General features: G+C 32.8%; 16 protein-coding genes. 6 read left to right on the forward strand and 10 right to left on the reverse strand.

Annotated elements, in window-relative coordinates:
- Positions 1–26 precede the first annotated feature (26 nt).
- Positions 27–1,352: a sensor histidine kinase gene (locus tag HYN56_RS06790; protein ID WP_109191482.1), complete on the forward strand. Its 1,326-nt coding sequence runs from the start codon at positions 27–29 to the stop codon at positions 1,350–1,352.
- A 125-nt stretch (positions 1,353–1,477) separates the two neighbouring features.
- Here the strand turns inward: HYN56_RS06790 and HYN56_RS06795 are convergent, their stop codons facing one another.
- The 5 genes from HYN56_RS06795 to HYN56_RS06815 all read right to left on the reverse strand — a co-directional run bounded on the left by HYN56_RS06795 (position 1,478) and on the right by HYN56_RS06815 (position 5,634).
- Complete coding sequence (locus HYN56_RS06795) at positions 1,478–1,804, reverse strand: MGMT family protein (RefSeq protein WP_109191483.1); 327 nt, start codon at positions 1,802–1,804, stop codon at positions 1,478–1,480.
- Positions 1,805–1,998: 194 nt separating this feature from the next.
- Positions 1,999–2,637, reverse strand: coding sequence for a LysE family transporter (locus HYN56_RS06800; RefSeq protein WP_109191484.1), 639 nt, complete (start codon positions 2,635–2,637; stop codon positions 1,999–2,001).
- A 43-nt stretch (positions 2,638–2,680) separates the two neighbouring features.
- Positions 2,681–3,358, reverse strand: coding sequence for a tRNA (guanosine(46)-N7)-methyltransferase TrmB (gene trmB, locus HYN56_RS06805; RefSeq protein WP_109191485.1), 678 nt, complete (start codon positions 3,356–3,358; stop codon positions 2,681–2,683).
- A gap of 142 nt (positions 3,359–3,500) precedes the next feature.
- A complete protein-coding gene (locus HYN56_RS06810) occupies positions 3,501–4,883 on the reverse strand; it encodes an ammonium transporter (RefSeq protein ID WP_109191486.1) in 1,383 nt (460 codons plus the stop codon).
- 262 nt (positions 4,884–5,145) lie between these two features.
- Positions 5,146–5,634: a nuclear transport factor 2 family protein gene (locus tag HYN56_RS06815; RefSeq protein ID WP_109191487.1), complete on the reverse strand. Its 489-nt coding sequence runs from the start codon at positions 5,632–5,634 to the stop codon at positions 5,146–5,148.
- A gap of 200 nt (positions 5,635–5,834) precedes the next feature.
- Between HYN56_RS06815 and HYN56_RS06820 the strand changes: the two genes are divergently transcribed.
- Positions 5,835–6,497, forward strand: a complete 663-nt coding sequence (locus HYN56_RS06820) for a hypothetical protein (protein WP_109191488.1) — start codon at positions 5,835–5,837, stop codon at positions 6,495–6,497.
- A gap of 99 nt (positions 6,498–6,596) precedes the next feature.
- On the opposite strand, the gene HYN56_RS06825 is transcribed toward HYN56_RS06820, so the two are convergent.
- Positions 6,597–6,911, reverse strand: coding sequence for an HPF/RaiA family ribosome-associated protein (locus tag HYN56_RS06825; protein ID WP_109191489.1), 315 nt, complete (start codon positions 6,909–6,911; stop codon positions 6,597–6,599).
- Positions 6,912–7,138: 227 nt separating this feature from the next.
- Here HYN56_RS06825 and HYN56_RS06830 point away from each other — a divergent pair, with 227 nt between their 5' ends.
- The 3 genes from HYN56_RS06830 to HYN56_RS06840 are packed head-to-tail and all read left to right on the forward strand — an operon-like array spanning position 7,139 to position 10,175.
- Positions 7,139–7,345 (forward strand): helix-turn-helix domain-containing protein, encoded by a 207-nt coding sequence (locus HYN56_RS06830; protein ID WP_109191490.1) that lies wholly within the window; start codon positions 7,139–7,141, stop codon positions 7,343–7,345.
- A gap of 26 nt (positions 7,346–7,371) precedes the next feature.
- Positions 7,372–8,820, forward strand: a complete 1,449-nt coding sequence (locus HYN56_RS06835; RefSeq protein ID WP_109191491.1) for an McrB family protein — start codon at positions 7,372–7,374, stop codon at positions 8,818–8,820.
- On the forward strand, positions 8,817–10,175 hold the full coding sequence (locus HYN56_RS06840; protein ID WP_109191492.1) for a hypothetical protein: 1,359 nt from the start codon (positions 8,817–8,819) through the stop codon (positions 10,173–10,175). The genes HYN56_RS06835 and HYN56_RS06840 overlap by 4 nt, the downstream gene beginning before the upstream one ends.
- 50 nt (positions 10,176–10,225) lie before the next feature.
- Here HYN56_RS06840 and HYN56_RS06845 read toward each other — a convergent pair whose 3' ends face one another.
- Entirely contained in the window at positions 10,226–10,693 is a 468-nt protein-coding gene (locus HYN56_RS06845) for a hypothetical protein (RefSeq protein ID WP_109191493.1), read from the reverse strand.
- Positions 10,694–10,800: 107 nt separating this feature from the next.
- Entirely contained in the window at positions 10,801–13,275 is a 2,475-nt protein-coding gene (locus HYN56_RS06850) for an AsmA family protein (protein WP_109191494.1), read from the reverse strand.
- A gap of 243 nt (positions 13,276–13,518) precedes the next feature.
- Between HYN56_RS06850 and trxA the strand changes: the two genes are divergently transcribed.
- Complete coding sequence (trxA, locus tag HYN56_RS06855) at positions 13,519–13,836, forward strand: thioredoxin (protein WP_008466289.1); 318 nt, start codon at positions 13,519–13,521, stop codon at positions 13,834–13,836.
- Positions 13,837–14,083: 247 nt separating this feature from the next.
- On the opposite strand, the gene HYN56_RS06860 is transcribed toward trxA, so the two are convergent.
- Positions 14,084–16,165, reverse strand: a complete 2,082-nt coding sequence (locus HYN56_RS06860; RefSeq protein WP_109191495.1) for a tetratricopeptide repeat-containing sensor histidine kinase — start codon at positions 16,163–16,165, stop codon at positions 14,084–14,086.
- On the reverse strand, positions 16,162–16,869 hold the full coding sequence (locus HYN56_RS06865; protein ID WP_109191496.1) for a LytR/AlgR family response regulator transcription factor: 708 nt from the start codon (positions 16,867–16,869) through the stop codon (positions 16,162–16,164). Before HYN56_RS06865 ends, HYN56_RS06860 begins: the two co-directional genes overlap by 4 nt.
- Positions 16,870–17,050 lie beyond the last annotated feature (181 nt).

Raw genomic sequence — 17,050 nt, forward strand, 5'->3', positions numbered from 1 at the left:
TTGCTACAGATTAAAAGAAAATAAACATGAAGAATTGGAAGTTTTATAACGCGTTATTTGTGAGGATTCTGTTTGTAATGACGCTCTTTCTTGGAAGCGTTTTGTTGTTGTACAAAGGATTTCGATTCAATGCACTTTTAGTCGGTTTTTTTGTTTTGGTTTTCCTTTTTGAAATGTATTTTTTTGTCAAAAGCCAATTGCTTTTTTATGATAAAACGATAGATTCCATATTACATGATGATTTTTCTACACATTTTCCGGAAGAACATAAAAAAGGCAATTTCAACAGTTTGTATCACTTATACGATACACTAAAAATCCAGAGACAGGAACAAACTTCAAAAGAATTAATTTATCGTTCGATATTAAACAGTATTGATACCGCGGCTTTGATTTTAGAAAAAGAAAATGATTCGTGGTCGATTTTTATAATGAATGACTGTTTTTTCAATTTGTTTAAAGTGCCTAAAGTGGGACATTGGAAGTACCTTAAAAACTATTTGCCCGGACTTTGCAGTGAAATAGAAAATGTTGATTTTGCCGAGCTAAAAACGGCTATTTCAATCAAAATAGAAGAGCAGGATTTGCAGACTTTCATGCTTCAGACTTCACGAACGCAGACTTATAACAAAGAATATTTTATCATTCTGTTAGACAGTATCCAACGTGTGATTGAGAAAAAAGAGAAAGAAGCGTGGATTAATTTAATGAAAATCATTTCGCATGAATTAATGAATTCCTTAACGCCAATTCGCGCACTTTCGCAGAATTTACTTCATATAGTAGATCAGGATAAATTGGAAGAAGATGATTTTGAAGACATTAAAAGCAGTATTTCGACCATTATAAACAGAAGCGATCATTTACAGGTTTTTGTTGAAAATTATAGAAAGCTGGCAATGCTTCCAACGCCAAATAAACAAATGACTCAGATTAATGCTTTATTTGAAGATTGTCTGCGTATTATGAATCCGATTTTGAAAGCCGAAGGAATCGAATTAATTAATGAAATCAATAGTTCACGTTCGATTTTAATTGATAAAAATCAGATGGAGCAGGTGATTATAAATTTGATTACCAATAGTATTCATGCTTTAAAAGAGAAAACAGAAAAGCAATTGATTCTTTCCAGTTATACCGAAAACAATCGCTTTTTTATTGTGATTTCTGATAATGGAAGAGGAGTCGATCCTGAAATTCGCGATAAAGTGTTTCTTCCATTTTTTACCACCAGAAAAGACGGTGCAGGAATTGGACTTACACTTTCTAAAAATATCATTGAAGCGCACGGAGGTTACTTAAGTTACCAAACCGATGCCGAAAAAACAGATTTTGTAATTTGCTTGATTTGATTTTTAGTTCTCCTGCAAGGTTTCCAAAACCTTGTAGGTATGATATTTTAAAGATTAGTTTGAGAAATAGAAGAGTATAGATCTACAAGGTTTTGGAAAACTTGCAGGAAGTCATACAGAATTTTTTACGATTCAATCTCGGGTTTCCAAAAGTGTTTTTCTAAATCTACTATTTGATTGTTAACGACTTTTATACCTTCGTTTTCTAATAATTGTTGCATTAAATTGGTTCCGTCAAAATGATGTTTTCCCGTGAGAAGTCCTTTTTGATTTACGACTCGGTGTGCCGGAACATCATCCATATTATGACAGGCATTCATGGCCCAGCCCACCATTCTGGCAGAACGGGCAGCACCTAAAGCTTTTGCAATTGCACCATAAGAAGTTACTTTCCCGTAAGGAATTTGTCTTGCAATAGCATAAACTCTTTCGAAAAAATTTTCCTCAGCCATAAGTTATTCTTTTGCCACTCCCGATAGTTATCGGGATTCACAGATTAAAATGATTATTTGAAATTGGTTTCATGCAGATTAAAATTAAATCAAAAAAAATTTTAGATCTGCTTAAATCTGCAAAATCTGCGTGAAAAACCTTTGTCACAAAGAAAAAAAAACATTTTTATTCTTTTAATCTGTGACATATAAAATTAACCGAAATAATAATTCAGGATATTAAAAAGTGTTGCAAGTGCAATCAGACCGGTAATGCTTCCGATGATTTTATTCATATTTCGCATTAAGTAATCGGTTTTCTTTTCTATTCTTCCAAAGAAAGCAATATAACTATACAAAGCAGCAAACGACCCTAAAACAGATCCTAATACAAACGTTAAGATAATATTGTTTTCGAATACAAAAAGATGGTATGAAGCCAGAGTAACACTCACCACAACATAATACGGAATAGGAAAGAAATTCAATCCTGAAAGCAGCATTCCAAGAAAAAAACGGCTTTTTTTACTACTCTTTTTAATTTTCGATTTTTTCTTAGTCTTCGGTTCTTTGGCAATAAATAAAAAGTAAATCGTCAAGATTGAAAAGATTCCAAAACCAGCCTCTCTCAGTAAAGTTACTACATCTGGTCTGTTATCTATAACTCTGGCAAAAAGAACCGAAACATAAACCTGAAAAAAAATAACGAGAACCGCGCCAATAACAAACCATAAGGCATTCTTTTTTCCTTCTTTCAGATTTATCTTGGCTGCTGTCATATTGATTAATCCAGGAGGAATAATCCCAATTGCGGCGGCAATAAATCCAGAAATAAAAGGAGTAAATAAGGCCATTAAGTTGATTTGTAAGTTGTAAATTCAGTTTTTAAATATCAGACTAATCTTTAATTTTGAAACGAATATACGTAATTGCCTTGTTAATTTCTAAATATTGTTTTTCATAAAACGTCTGAATCGAAGTTACAACTTCCGGACTTCCTTCGTTTTTGTAAACATTATGATTCGCATATAAAACCTCGTGTCCTTCTCCATGAAGTAAACCAAGTGTATAACCGTGCATAAATTCGCTGTCGGTTTTTAAGTTTACGACACCGTCTTTTTTAAGGATCTTTTTGTATAATTTCAGGAACTCAGAATTGGTCATTCTGTGTTTTGTTCTTTTGTATTTAATTTGCGGATCCGGGAAAGTAATCCAGATTTCGTCTACTTCGCCTTCAGCAAAAATATGATTGATCAACTCGATTTGTGTACGAACGAAAGCCACATTATGAAGACCGTTTTCAACAGCAGTTTTAGCACCACGCCAGAAACGGGCACCTTTAATATCAATTCCGATAAAATTTTTGTCCGGGTATTTTTCAGCTAATCCAACAGAATATTCTCCTTTTCCACATCCTAATTCTAAAACTAAAGGATTATCATTTTTAAAGAAATCAGAGTTCCATTTTCCTCTTAGAGGCATTAAATTGCCTACAACTTCTTCTCTTGTTGGTTGAAAAACGTTTTGAAATGTTTCGTTTTCTCTGAATCTTTTAAGTTTATTTTTACTTCCCACTTTTACTAAAAATTTTTGGCAAAATTAAGCAATATAAACGAATGAAAATAGCGTAACTAGCTTTAAAAGTTTTCAGCCACGAATTCACGAATTTTATTTTTTTAATAATCCGTGAATTCGTGGCTGAAAAAAGAAATATTTTTTAACCGTAATGAGGTTCAGTAATGGGTTGTGCCTTTGGATCAAGAGATTCATCGTGTTGTGATAAATCCAGCCCCATTTGTTCTGATTCTTCAGAAACCCTCAAAGGAATAATGAAATTGGTTACCTTAAATAAGAAATAAGCACCAAAGAAAGTAAAGATAGAAACTAGAACTAACGCCATCATATGATGTCCGAAAACGCTCCATCCTCCGTGTAGCAAGCTTGCATTTTCACCATGAGCAAAAATCGCAGTCAGAATCATTCCCATGATTCCGCCAACACCGTGGCAGGCAAAAACGTCAAGTGTATCGTCGAATCTTTTCGAATATTTACAATTTACAGCGGTGTTAGAAACCAAAGCAGTTATGAATCCGAAGAACATACTTTCTGGAACAGAAACAAATCCTGCAGCTGGTGTAATGGCAACTAAACCAACAACAGCTCCAATACAAGCTCCCAACGCCGAAACTTTTCTTCCGTTCATTCTGTCAAAGAAAATCCAGGTTAACATCGCTGCTGCAGATGAAGTTGTAGTCGTAGCAAAAGCCATGGCAGCTGTTCCGTTGGCAGCAAGAGCAGATCCGGCATTGAATCCGAACCAGCCAAACCAAAGCATTCCCGTTCCTAATAATACAAACGGAATATTAGTTGGAATATGCTGACTGTTTTTTCTTTTTCCTAAAACAATAACACCCGCCAAAGCTGCAAAACCGGAACTCATGTGAACCACAGTTCCTCCGGCAAAATCTTTAACACCAAAATAACTTCCTAAAACACCCGTTGGATACCAAACGGCGTGACATAAAGGAGCATATATGAAAATGGTAAATAAACTAATGAAAACTAAGTAAGAGATAAAACGAACGCGTTCTGCAAATGAACCTGTAATAATTGCAGGACAGATGATCGCAAATTTCATTTGAAACAAAGCAAAAAGCATAAACGGAATCGTATTTGCCAATTGTTTATGAGGCAGAACGCCTACATAATCCATAAAAGCAAAAGTGGTGGGATTTCCGAAAAAGCTGTAAAAATGATCTCCGGAACCAAAACCAACCGGCTCGCCAAAAGCCAAACTAAAAGCAACAACAACCCATAAAAGTGTTACCACTCCTAAACAGATAAAACTCTGCAACATAGTCGAAATAACGTTTTTCTTTCCTACCATTCCGCCGTAAAAGAAAGATAATCCCGGCGTCATGATTAAAACTAAACAGCTTGAAGTAAGCATCCAGGCAACATCGGCAGGAACAATATGATCGGTTGTTCCGAATTCTGATAAAACATAACTATTTTCTGTTACGGTTGGCCAAAATGCACCAATTGTGCAAACGACACTGATCATAATAAAGGAAATAATCCAGCGTTTTTCTATTTTCATTTTAAAATACTTTGTTTAACCCTATTTTTTTTGGGGTCAAAGTTAAAAAAAAATAAATATTTTCGTTTTGAAGGCTGTTAAAATAGAGGTGTGAGTTTTATTTTGATTGATTTTGTAAAATACAGATCGTTTTTTTGACAGTATCTTATTTTAAAGTTACAAAAAAGCACCGTTTTTGCCGAATTTATTAAAATTAATTTCTTAATTCGGCAGGTAAGGTGCTAGAAAAGTTATGTTTATAAAAAGAAATAGCTGAAATGTTTTATTTCTTTTGAAGCTTCGCGATCAAAGCGCCTTCAATTGGGGCTTTTATTTTAGTTATCGCATCCACCTCATCATTCGGAATGGTCATCGATAAAACATAATGCTGAATTTTCCATTCGTTCCCCACTTTAACTAAAACGCCCGAACCGCGGCAAATTTTCATCTGAGTATCTAACAATTCATCAAACCAGGCTATTTTTCCGCTTTTATCAAAAAAGATATGACGTTCCAGCGCTTTGAAATTCCAGGTTGTTCCTTTGTCAAAATAAGGTTTTGCCCAGATGGCAAATTCTTTTTTGGTCCAGTTTTCTGTTGCATCGGTTCCTATGTAGATAGCATCGTCTGCCAAAGTTTTGAAATACGCATCATATTTTACCTCGCCGGCTGCTTTATGCCACGCATCTAAAGTTTGATTGATTTTGATTTTGTCTGCCTGAGCATTCGCTAAAGAAACGACGAATAAAAGAAGTAAAAGTGTTTTTTTCATGAGATATACTATTTGAGTTTAAAGGTATAAATTTTTTTAAACCCTATAAGTGATACAAGAGAATGGAAGCTATTTTAATCTGTCTGGACTTCGAAATCAAAACAATTTAAATCCTGTCTTTAATTATCATTAACATTCCTCGTGTAATTTAATTTCTCAAAAACCACTATATTTGATTTTCAATAAAAACACCACCCCCAATGAATCCAAAACTACTTATAACGTCATTTGCCATAACGTCTCTACTATTTGTTTCGTGCAAAAAGGAATTAGAGCCGCAAGCAAGTACATCGACTTCTGAACTGGTACGATTAGGACTTGCAAAAGATACTACGAAGGTGGCTGCTGCGCCAGCAACACAAACTTCGATGACCAACCCAAATACTGTGTTAGGTGAGACAAAAGGAATTAATCCGGCGCATGGTCAACCGGGACATCGTTGCGATATTGCAGTTGGAGCGCCTTTAAACTCTGCACCAACACAACAAGTACAGGCAACTCAGGGACAAACTATTCAGGTAAATCCAACACAACAAAAAGTGGTTACTACAACGACTACTCCGGTTAAGGTGGCAAAAGGAATGAATCCGCCACACGGACAGCCGGGACACAGATGTGATATTCCTGTAGGAGCGCCGTTAAATTCACCAGCGCCAAAAACAACTGCAACTGCAAACGCAGCACAAAGCGGAACAGCAACTCAGAGCTTTACTGTAACGCCTCCGCCGGCGGCAAATCCGGTTCCTGCTTTGTTGAGTACGGAAGGTACAGAAGCTACAGTGGCAGACGGAATGAACCCTCCGCATGGAAAACCGGGACACAGATGCGATATTGCAGTAGGAGCGCCTCTACCAAAATCTTAAATGAAAGTGACAAAGTAATAAAAGCAACAAAGTGACAAAGGTTCCTGGAAAACTTAGAACCTTTGTCACTTTGTTACTTTGCAACTTAATATTTAGTAATTAATGTTCTTTTATTTTTTCGAAAGTTGTAGTCAACGATTTTTTTGCCTTAGCCAAAGCACCGCTAAATGCTTTTTCAAGACTTTCGGCATGTTCTGTCACAGTGATAGGCTGTAATTTTACAGGACGAACCTCGATTACGCATTTTTTGTCATGCAAGCTGAATTTTTCTCCATTTTCGTCTCCAAAATGAATTTCTACGCGAGTAATTTTATCCTGAAAACGATCTAAGCTTTTTTCTGTTTCTGCAGCAAAATAGCTTTCTAATCTTGCACTTCCTTCAATGTTTTTGTCGGTGTTGATTTGTACTTTCATAATGCATAATATTTTAATGATTCATTCTCAAACTTATTTATTTTCGAGCTAAAAGACAAGTGAGTTAAGGAAATATTATGAAATCTTTTACAAATTTATTTTTCCTTGAAAAAAAATAAAAAATAATAATTTCTTGCCTGAAATTTTAATTAAGATTTTATAAATATCTGTTAAAACCCGACTATACTCCGTTGTTTTAAAGTCTACATTTTCCAACTTTTGTTAGTATGGACATTAAACAAAGATTTGGGCTTAAAATTAAAGAACTGAGAAAACTTAATGGTTTATCTCAAGAAAAGCTCGCGAATTTAGCAGAGATTGATAGAACGTACTTACCAACAATTGAGAAAGGTGAAAGAAACGTTTCTATTGAGGTTGTAGAAAGGTTGGCAAAAGCTTTAAAGGTAAAGATAGCAGATCTCTTTAATGAATAATTATTGTAATTACTCAAATTTAAAATATGAGCACAGAAAAGATAGAAAAAATTAGGCAATTTATTAAACAGAAAGCCGAAGAATTTGGAGCAAAAAATGACAAAGAGTATAACAAATCTTATGTAGAAAGAAATAATACAAAACCAGATACTTTAAATGATAATAAAGCTTTTTTTGGATTTATTCATCCAAATGAAGAATTAACAGGAGCCTTTCATGATTTTTCTTTAACTATTTTTCCATGTGCTGAAGATAAATCTTGGCTAGTTTGTCTAGGTGTTGGTTCTGGTGGTTTCAAAAATGATTATGAGCTCGCTACATATCCTGGCTTAAGAAGGCTTTTTTCGAAACTTATTGATGAAAGAGGTTTTTGTAAAACAGATTTTACTGATATAGAAACAACTCTCCCGAATACTATTACAAATAGTGAAGAGCTTGCACATATTAAAAGAACTATAAACACTTACTCAAAAGTTTTGCCAGTCTGTCAGATTGTTGAAAAACCTGATAGTGAAGAAGGACGAAAAATAATATCTGCTTTTGTTGCAGGATATGCAAAACTTAGAAACTGGCCATCGAACAATGATCACCGTAAGGCAATATCAAAAGCTTTAAATTCATTTATCACAAATAAAAATACGAATGAAGTTGAAGAAATAGAGCGTTTATTGAATGATCGAAAGTATGTTGTTCTTCAAGGGGCTCCGGGAACTGGAAAAACTAGAACGACTAAAGAAATAGCTGAAAAAATCAATGCAAAAACTTTTTTTACTCAATTTCATGCTGAAACAAGTTTTTCAGACTTCATTTTTGGTATACAACCAAATTTAAATAACGAACAACTTAGTTATAAACAAAATTTAGGAATTTTCACTGAAGCTGTGAAATATGCTACTGAACATACAGATAAAGATGTACTTCTGATAATTGATGAAATAAATAGAGCTAATCTTTCTAATGTTTTAGGACCAATTTTTTATTTATTTGAACATAAAATGGACAAAATGAATGTAGAAATTGAGATTTCGCCTGATTTTAAACTAAATAATCTCCCAAGTAATTTTTATGTAATAGCTTCAATGAATACAGCTGATAGAAGTTTATCAGTAGTTGATTTTGCGTTAAGAAGAAGGTTTGCATGGTTTGATTTAAAACCAACACCGATCGAGGGTAAAGAAGAGGATTTAGGAAATTTAAAAGTGAATAAAATAAATGATTCAAATGAATATTTTTTCATTGAAGATTTTCTTAAAATAAATCAAATTTTTGACTGGTATGCTTCAAGTTCTGAACTTTCATTACAACCTGGTCAAGGTTATTTTATTGCAAAGAGTGAAGAAGAAATGAAAAGCAGAATTCAATATGAAATATTTCCATTAATAAAAGAATATTTACAAGAAGGATTAGTTAGAAGTGCCAAAGAAGAATTTAATAATTATTTTAATAAACGTATAAATAAATCACTTTTTGAATGAGTAAATCAATAGCTGTTTTTTTTGAAATGCCTTGCTTAACTGAACAATCGGCACAGTTAAATTGGGTTTATATGCAAAAAAAAGGTCTTAAATTAGATAAAAGATTTATTGGTCAAAGCCTTCAAAAGTTTGTAGAATATAATACACCACTATTCAAATTTATAGGTATTCAGCCTATTATAATTGGCACCGATCAAAATACATCATTAATTTTTCGCTCAAATGGTTACATTGGGACTATACCATTAAGAGAACCTGAAACAGGTAAACAAATTGGCGATTTTGTAGTTATGCCTAGATTTTCAGGTAATGATCGTTTTGAAGATTATATTGAAATTTTAGATTTACTTGGTTCGGAAATAAGCCCTGAAATAATTGATAGTTTGACTTTGGCTTCGGGTAAAATTTTTAGACCGCCATTATATTTGGAAGCTGTAAAATTTATTGCTTCACTTGAAATATTATTATCAAAACCTTGGAGTAAATTTGATAACATCGAAAAAAAATCTAATCAACCATCAGGACAAATAAATTGGAATAAATATTTTAGAAGTGAATATAAAGTGGAAAGTCGATTGAATTTTCCTGTTCGAAAAAATATTTTAAGTGAATTACATAGTGAATATTCTGAAGTACGTTATGTATTTGATATATGTAGGAGTGAGTTACTTTCTTCAAATACCCCAAACAGAATTAAAAGTATAATGAAGACAAGAATTAATTCTATTGAAGAAAAGTTATATTTCCATAAACCTAAAAAGACTAATAATATCTTAGTAAGATCATCTGACAGTATAGATGTGAAATCTTGTAAAGAACAGGCAAATAAAATATTAGATTTTAAACTAATTAGTTCTACAGCTTGGCGTGTTGATTTTTGTGATGTTTTTGAAAAATTTGTTCAATATATCTTTAAAGAAGTTGCAAAAGAATCAGGGGGGAAGTTATTTTCTAATTTTAAATTTCATTCAAAAACTTCAAAATATTATTCTTGGGAACTTAAACATGTAGAGCCAGATGCAATTTATCAAAAAGAGAATTTTCTAATATTCATTGATGCTAAATATAAATCGAATCTTTACAATAAGTTTGTTAATAGTACAATTTTAAAAGATGATTTTAGACATGATTTACATCAGATAATGAGTTATTCTTCTTTTAGTAAGACAGAATTAAAATATGGATTTTTATGTTATCCATCTGATCAATTAGAAATAAAAAAAATAGAGTATAAAAACAGGATTAACGAAGTTGTAAATATGGTTTTTGTGCTTGGTTTTCCATTAAAAAAAGATAATATTAATGAAGCAAAACAATTATTAAAAAGAGAACTTAGCAAAATCCAAATTATTTAAAGTCATTAGAACTGCAGAAATCTAAATTATAATTTTAGATTCAACTTTATTTATGAAAGATCTTCAGGAAAAACAATATTAAAGTAATTTTCAAAAGCCTTGCAAAGTAATTCTTTGTCAACCTCAAATAGTTCGTTCCTGATATTCCAATTTTTTATGTATTCTTCGTCTTGTTCGCAAATCTCTTCTCCAAAAAGTTTTCTAGTTAATATGTCACTCAGTAAAACATTATCACAGTGAGAGTAATTCGGGTAGTATTTTTCTATAAACAACCAATAATCAAATTTATCTTCGTCTTCTTTTTCTTCAGTAATTCTTTCTTCAGATTCCTTAATAATTTCAAATTCAAGCCAACCCATTACTTCTCCAATTCCTATATAAAATGCATTTCTTTCCTCACGAGATTTAAAATTGTATTTTTTCAAATTGATTATTTTCTCATAATCATTTAAAGGTTCGTTATTATGAAACTTTCTTACTTGCTCTTTTCCAAAAATTATCTCTGCTAAATATTTCATTTTTTTGATAGATGAGTTTTACTCTTTACGATTAAGCAAATGTAATTTAGTAAGTAAAAGTGACCCGCTTACAATTGGCCTCATTTAGAAAAAAAGATATTTTTAAACTACGATTTTCCCCTCTTCCCCCACTTAACCTTAATCTTCCCCTCATTATCATAAGCAATCAAATGCAGGACAATTCCACGTTCGCGAACGGCTTTACGTTCTGCTTTAGTTGCCAGTTGAGCATCATTTTTAGAATTTCGAAGCGGAATCGTAAGTGCGAGATTCGTGCCCCGGCCGAAAGAGTAAATTCCGTCTATGTCGAAGTTCAGGACGCTGGAACTTATGGTGAGTTTATTAATATCGATCTGTTCTCCGCGCAGATTCAGCGAACCCGATAAATCGCTGAACGTAATATTTTCGACATCACGAAGCGGAAAAGCAAACTTGCCAATTTTCATAATCGGATCAAAGTTAAGCAGGGCGCCCTGGTTGACGGTGAAATCTAATTTTCCTCTCATTGAATTCACAATTAAATCACCTTTGCTGCTCGTTAAACCGGTAACATTAGCGTTGCTGCTCAATCGTCCTTTAATGTTTTTTGGACTGAAAGATTTAATTCCGAAATTGTTGAAAGACCGTAAAAAACTTGCAATATCTACGCGGTTTACCTGCGCTGTTGAGCTAAAAATATACTGGTTACCACTGGGCTGAATCGCTCCGTTGAAAGCAATACTTCCGCCGGAAGTTTGTAATGTTCCGTTTTTAAGCAATAATTTAGAATTCAGCATTTGTAAAGTTGCTTTTGTATTCGTTGCTGTAAGCGAACCGTAAGTGATTTTATCAGCTTTAAGGTTGATTACAGCGGTGCATTTCTCGATTACCGATTTCAGCTGATTCGTAAAATTGACATTCTTCTTTTTAACTGTTTTTTTCTGAATCGTTTTCTGTGCCGGAGAATTCTTCAGAACTCCTAAAAATTGTTTTACATCGATATTCGGACAGTAAATATTCCAGTTTACGACCATTTTTTCGGGTGCATCGTAATATAAATTCAGGAAATTATCGATTTTTCCGTCAATGCGAATGATATTGTTTTTATGTTTATAGGCTATTTTTTTAATGTAAAGCGCTTGTTCTGTAAACGATAATTGGACAGCTGTTTTTTCGGCATGAATGTTTTTCGGAAGATAATCAAATGTGGCATTATCAATATCGACTTCACCTGTAAAACGGGGTTTGTTGATATATAAATCGACAATATCAAACTGAAAATTTAAATTGGCTTTGGCGTGTCCGCTTTCAAAATGAAGGATTTTTTCATTTGCCATTCCGTTCAGTTTTGAAATATCAAAATCAGCATTTACGATTCCGGTGGCGATTGGTTTTTCGAGATTACTAATAACAGCTTGTGCAATGGTAAGGGGAATGGTCGTGTATTCGGCTTTAAAATTTTTAAGAATAATTGCCGAGTTCGGATCATTAAAACCTTTTTCGGGCTTAAAATTATTCGTAAAAATACCTTTGAAACTACAATTGGTAAATAAACCGTCGGGAATCGTTAATTCGTTATTTCGAATATCGGCCTGAACCACAATTTTCGGATCGCCTTCAACATTCAAATCGCCTTTAATGTCACAGTTGACTTCAATTGGTTTTTTCAAATCAAACTGATTGAGTTTGGAACTGATATTCGCAGAAAGCAAATTAGAAGCGCTTCGCCATAAAATATGGGTTTCGATATTGATTCCGAAAAGCGAGTTTTGTTTTCCGATATTAAAGAAGGCCTTAATATCAAAAGCATCAGAACCAATTTTAAGCTTTTGGGTTTTAATATCAATTTTTTGACGGGCTTCAGAATACGAAATATCGAAATTTCCTTCCAGTACTTTTTCTTTGGCAAAACTTCCATGAACAGTATTAAAGGCAAGGTTGTTTATTTTGGTTTTTAAATATAAATTGGTCTGCCAGTTTTCGCCGTCATAATTCACTTTCGAGTCTAAATTGGCTACAGCAAAATCAAATAATTTGTGCCCGAGATGATTGTCTATCGTAACATGAACATTGTTGAGGTTTACTTCGTCAATAGTCGTTTCGGGTTTTTCTTTATTGGTTTCCGTTTTCTTCTTTTTTGGCTTAAAGATGTTTACATTCGAATATCCGTTTTCAGCTTTATAAATATAAATCTCGGCATCATTAATTAAGATTTTATGAATGTTGATTTCATTCTTTAATAAACTTAAAATGTTTAAACGCGCTTCTATTTCTTTGGCTTTTAATAAAGTATGTTTGTGACTTTGCCATTGATTGTCTTTCAGTTCTACTTCATTTAAGGCTAAAGTAAAATTCGGAAAACCAGTCAGAAACTTATAATGGAAATCGGTTATGTGAAATTTCCCGTTGATATTTTCATTGATTTTATGATTGACTTTTGCAATAATTTCCGCTTTGTTCTGATTGAAATAAATGGACAATGCACCACAGGCAAGAAGGAGCAATGTTATTAATCCCAGAATAAAAAATCCAAAACGTCTGGCATATTTTTTAAACGGATCAGATTGAAGAAAGGTTTTTATTTGAAGTAAAGTTTGCTGCATTTTAAATTAAATCTTTGGAGTATTAAAGATACTACAAAAAAGATTAACATTTTATTAGGTTGGTTTTCAGTTGAATATGTCGTAAATTGAAATCTGAAAAAGTTTCATATAGTTGATAATTAATGACAATACATTTATAATGAAAACTAATTTAGTAATCGTGTTTGATTTGTTTTAAATTTTTAAATTTGTACTGTAGTTTGAAAGTTAATCATTCAAACCTAATTTTAATCTAAATATATTATGGCATTAGCAATAACAGATGCTACTTTTGATGAAGTAGTTTTAAAATCAGATAAACCAGTAATGGTAGATTTTTGGGCAGCATGGTGTGGTCCTTGTAGAATGGTTGGTCCAATCATTGACCAATTAAGCGAAGAGTACGCTGGTAAAGTAGTTGTTGGTAAAGTAGATGTAGATGCTAACCAGGAATTTGCTGCAAAATATGGTGTGCGTAACATACCAACTGTTTTGGTGTTTCAAAATGGTGAAGTAGTAGGAAAACAAGTAGGAGTAGCTCCGAAACAAGCCTACGCAGATAGCTTAGACGCTTTATTGTAATCTTTTAAGGTTGCAATTTATATAAAAGAGGTTTGACGAAAGTCAAGCCTTTTTTATTGGGATATTTTTTTAAACACATAGAAACATAGCTTTTAGAGACTTGGTAAAGGCATTTCATTTGTTTAAAAAAAACATAGAATTAGTTCTGTTAGATTTTATGTATAAAGCTATGTGTATTCAAATTAAGTGAAACGCCTTTTACGCGCAAAGAAAAACTATGTTTCTATGTGTTTAAAAAACAATAAACTTATTTGTTAAAAATAATAGTAAAAGTAGCTCCTGCATCGGGTTTCGAGCAAACTTCGATTTTGCAATTGATAGCTGTTGCAAGATCCCGAATTAAATGAAGACCCAAACCGGATTTGATTCCGATAACTTCAGATTGATCGTATAAGGCTTTAAATTTTTCCTGTGTACCGCCTGGACCGTTATCAGTAATCGAAAGATAGTTTTTCTGGTTTTCCTGCCAGGCTTTCCAGATGATTTTGGCATTTGGAGTTTTGTCTAAAGCTTTAATGGCATTTCCGGTAAGGTTTCTTATAATGGTTTTTAGATAGTTCTCGTCTGTTTCTAAAATGATATTTTCAGGGTTTTCAAATACAATTTCGATATTTTCTATACTCGAAAAATGTTTTTCGGTTTCTTCAAATAACACAGCCATTTGGGTTTTTCTGAACTGAGGTTTAAAATTTTCCATTTGTCCTTTACTCCAAAGCAAAATATCTTCCATAGAGGATAATAAGTTTTCGGCTCCTGTTGTAATTTTATGCTGCATTCTGACTGCGGTTTCCTCATCAATTAATTCTGGATTTTCCTTTTGAAGATGAAGAAAATGAATCAGATTCGAAATAGGACTTCTTAAATCGTGATTTAAAATACTAAAGAAACGGGCTTTAATTTTATTGGCTTCATCCAGTTCCTGATTTAAAGCCTGAAGTTTCAGATTGGTTTTCTTTCTGTTTCGATTTTGTTTCAATAATAATAATCCAATTATGGTAATCAAAGCAATTCCGGAAATGAGAAAAATACGTTGTAAACGTGCATCTTCAATCTGAATATTTTTGATGGTATTTTCAGTAGAAAGGGTTTTAATTTCCTGAATTTTAGTTTTATTCTGATAACGGGCTTCGGCATTGGCAATACTTTGTTTAGCGGATTGCTCCATCATTTCATCATTGTTTTTGCTGTAAATTTCATTATAATAATAAGCTTCTTTCCATTGCCCGAGAGCGGCATAGCTTTGCGATAGTTTTTTATTAATTATAACAAAAGACTCTTTGTCGTAGGTTAGAGCATTTACAGAAGCTTTTTTTAGGGTTTCGATCGCTTTTTTGTATTCTCCTTTTTCATACAAAACCCTTCCCATTACAGCATTAGCTTCCATTAGAATTTCTTCATCGGTAGATTTTTGTGCCAGTATAACTGCTTTTTTAGCATAATTGAAAGCATTTTTTGGATTGCCTTCGTTTGCATAATATTCAGATAAACTTCGGTTTGCAAAACTTAAATTAAGAAATAAAGAATCTTTTTTTGAAGGATAAGTATAAATTAAGTTGTAGTATTTTTGAATACTGTCAATATTTTTTAAAGGAACAAAACATTGTAGGTAATAGTTACAGGAAAAAGCACTTACATAAGGAGACGTTTTTATGTAGGGCTGGGAATAATTTAAATATTCAATCGCTTTATTGTATAATTTCATTTTAGTGTAGGCGGCAGCAATCTGGCAATAAGAAACACCAATGGTTTCTGCATTGGCTACATTTTTATCCAAAAGTTTTTTATAATTGATGGCTTTCAGCTGGTAACTAATGAAAGTTTCATATTCTGCTTTGTCCAGGTAATATTCGCCAAGACTTCCATAGAGAACAGATTTGGTGTGAATGTTTTTGGTGGTATCTACAACTTTTTTAATGTACTCTATTAAATGTTTTCTTTTGGACGTTTCATTAAGAGCATAATACGCATAATTGAGACGCATTAAAGAAGAAGTTTCATTCTTTAAATGTCTGGCTTTTTGTGCATATTTTAGAGCCAGTTCATAATTGGCCGCAGCTTCTTTGTTTTGATTGTTATTAAATTCGTAAGCGTTTCCTTTTATAAAGTAAAATCTGGACTTATAAGCCAATTGATTTCCCGAAAGGGTAATTCCCTTATTAGCAGCCTTTATAAGGTTAGGATAATCTTCAGCATCTAAAAACTGATTGGTGTACTTCAGCCAGATTTTTAGTTTCTCGTCTGTAGTTTTATAACGTGCTAAATTAGGTTCCTGCTGCGCAAAAGCATTAAAATTTAAAAATACTAAAAGCAGAAACAATAATTTTTTCATGCAATTAGGTTTAAGTTTTCCTTATAGCTTCTTCCAATCGGAATCACAGCTTCATTATTCAAAATAATTTCAGTCGAATTGATTTTCTGAACATATTGTTTCTGCACTGCATAACTTCGGTGAATACGAACAAAAGACTGAAAATGATCTTCCTTTAAAAGATTTCCGATACTCGAAAGCACACAATGCCTTTTTCGTTCTGTAACTACCAGAGTGTAATCTTTTAAAGCTTCCAGATATAAAATTTCATGAAGTTTAACCTTAGTCTGTTCATGGCCTTCTTTAATATAAATCGTATCGCCACCAATACTGGCTTCAAACAAAGAGGCTTTCAGTTTGATTTCCATAAATTCTTCGATACGATTTATGGTTTGTGTAAAACGATCCAGTTTTAAGGGTTTTACAATAAAATCAAGCGTTTCGATCTGAAAACTTTCTACAGCATGTTCGGGATGTGCGGTTATAAAAACGCAGACCGGAACTTCAAGTGCTTGTTTTCTAAATTCAATTCCGTTTAATCCCGGCATATCAATATCTAAAAACAGGATATCTACTTTTTGTTTTTCTAAAAAAGGAACAGCCTCTTCAGCTGATTCAAAAATACCTAAGATATCCAGAACCGGAAATTTCTTGGCATAAGAAACTACCGTAAGTCTGTCAATTTCGTCATCGTCAACAATAATACAAGAGTATTTTTTCATCATTCAAACTGAATTTAGGTTGTCTGTCTATTTAAAATGTTGTTCGTCTATTGGCTGTTTTTAGCTTGAACTTATTGATGCAAATTTGTTTTGAAATTAAATCATAAGGAAAAAAATGCCCTGATTGATTTTTGCAAAAGTAAAGCTATTGAATTAAAAAAGAGTTATTTAATTAAATATTTAA

The organism is Flavobacterium crocinum (assembly GCF_003122385.1).
In the GTDB taxonomy this organism is placed as follows: domain Bacteria; phylum Bacteroidota; class Bacteroidia; order Flavobacteriales; family Flavobacteriaceae; genus Flavobacterium; species Flavobacterium crocinum.

Bases quoted from the DNA above. Each gene is read 5' to 3' on its own strand.
- HYN56_RS06790 (WP_109191482.1), top strand. From the start codon at position 27: ATGAAGAATTGGAAGTTTTATAACGCGTTATTTGTGAGGATTCTGTTT.
- HYN56_RS06795 (WP_109191483.1), bottom strand. From the start codon at position 1,804: ATGGCTGAGGAAAATTTTTTCGAAAGAGTTTATGCTATTGCAAGACAA.
- HYN56_RS06800 (WP_109191484.1), bottom strand. From the start codon at position 2,637: ATGGCCTTATTTACTCCTTTTATTTCTGGATTTATTGCCGCCGCAATT.
- HYN56_RS06810 (WP_109191486.1), bottom strand. From the start codon at position 4,883: ATGAAAATAGAAAAACGCTGGATTATTTCCTTTATTATGATCAGTGTC.
- HYN56_RS06815 (WP_109191487.1), bottom strand. From the start codon at position 5,634: ATGAAAAAAACACTTTTACTTCTTTTATTCGTCGTTTCTTTAGCGAAT.
- HYN56_RS06820 (WP_109191488.1), top strand. From the start codon at position 5,835: ATGAATCCAAAACTACTTATAACGTCATTTGCCATAACGTCTCTACTA.
- HYN56_RS06825 (WP_109191489.1), bottom strand. From the start codon at position 6,911: ATGAAAGTACAAATCAACACCGACAAAAACATTGAAGGAAGTGCAAGA.
- HYN56_RS06830 (WP_109191490.1), top strand. From the start codon at position 7,139: ATGGACATTAAACAAAGATTTGGGCTTAAAATTAAAGAACTGAGAAAA.
- HYN56_RS06835 (WP_109191491.1), top strand. From the start codon at position 7,372: ATGAGCACAGAAAAGATAGAAAAAATTAGGCAATTTATTAAACAGAAA.
- HYN56_RS06840 (WP_109191492.1), top strand. From the start codon at position 8,817: ATGAGTAAATCAATAGCTGTTTTTTTTGAAATGCCTTGCTTAACTGAA.
- HYN56_RS06845 (WP_109191493.1), bottom strand. From the start codon at position 10,693: ATGAAATATTTAGCAGAGATAATTTTTGGAAAAGAGCAAGTAAGAAAG.
- HYN56_RS06850 (WP_109191494.1), bottom strand. From the start codon at position 13,275: ATGCAGCAAACTTTACTTCAAATAAAAACCTTTCTTCAATCTGATCCG.
- trxA (WP_008466289.1), top strand. From the start codon at position 13,519: ATGGCATTAGCAATAACAGATGCTACTTTTGATGAAGTAGTTTTAAAA.
- HYN56_RS06860 (WP_109191495.1), bottom strand. From the start codon at position 16,165: ATGAAAAAATTATTGTTTCTGCTTTTAGTATTTTTAAATTTTAATGCT.
- HYN56_RS06865 (WP_109191496.1), bottom strand. From the start codon at position 16,869: ATGATGAAAAAATACTCTTGTATTATTGTTGACGATGACGAAATTGAC.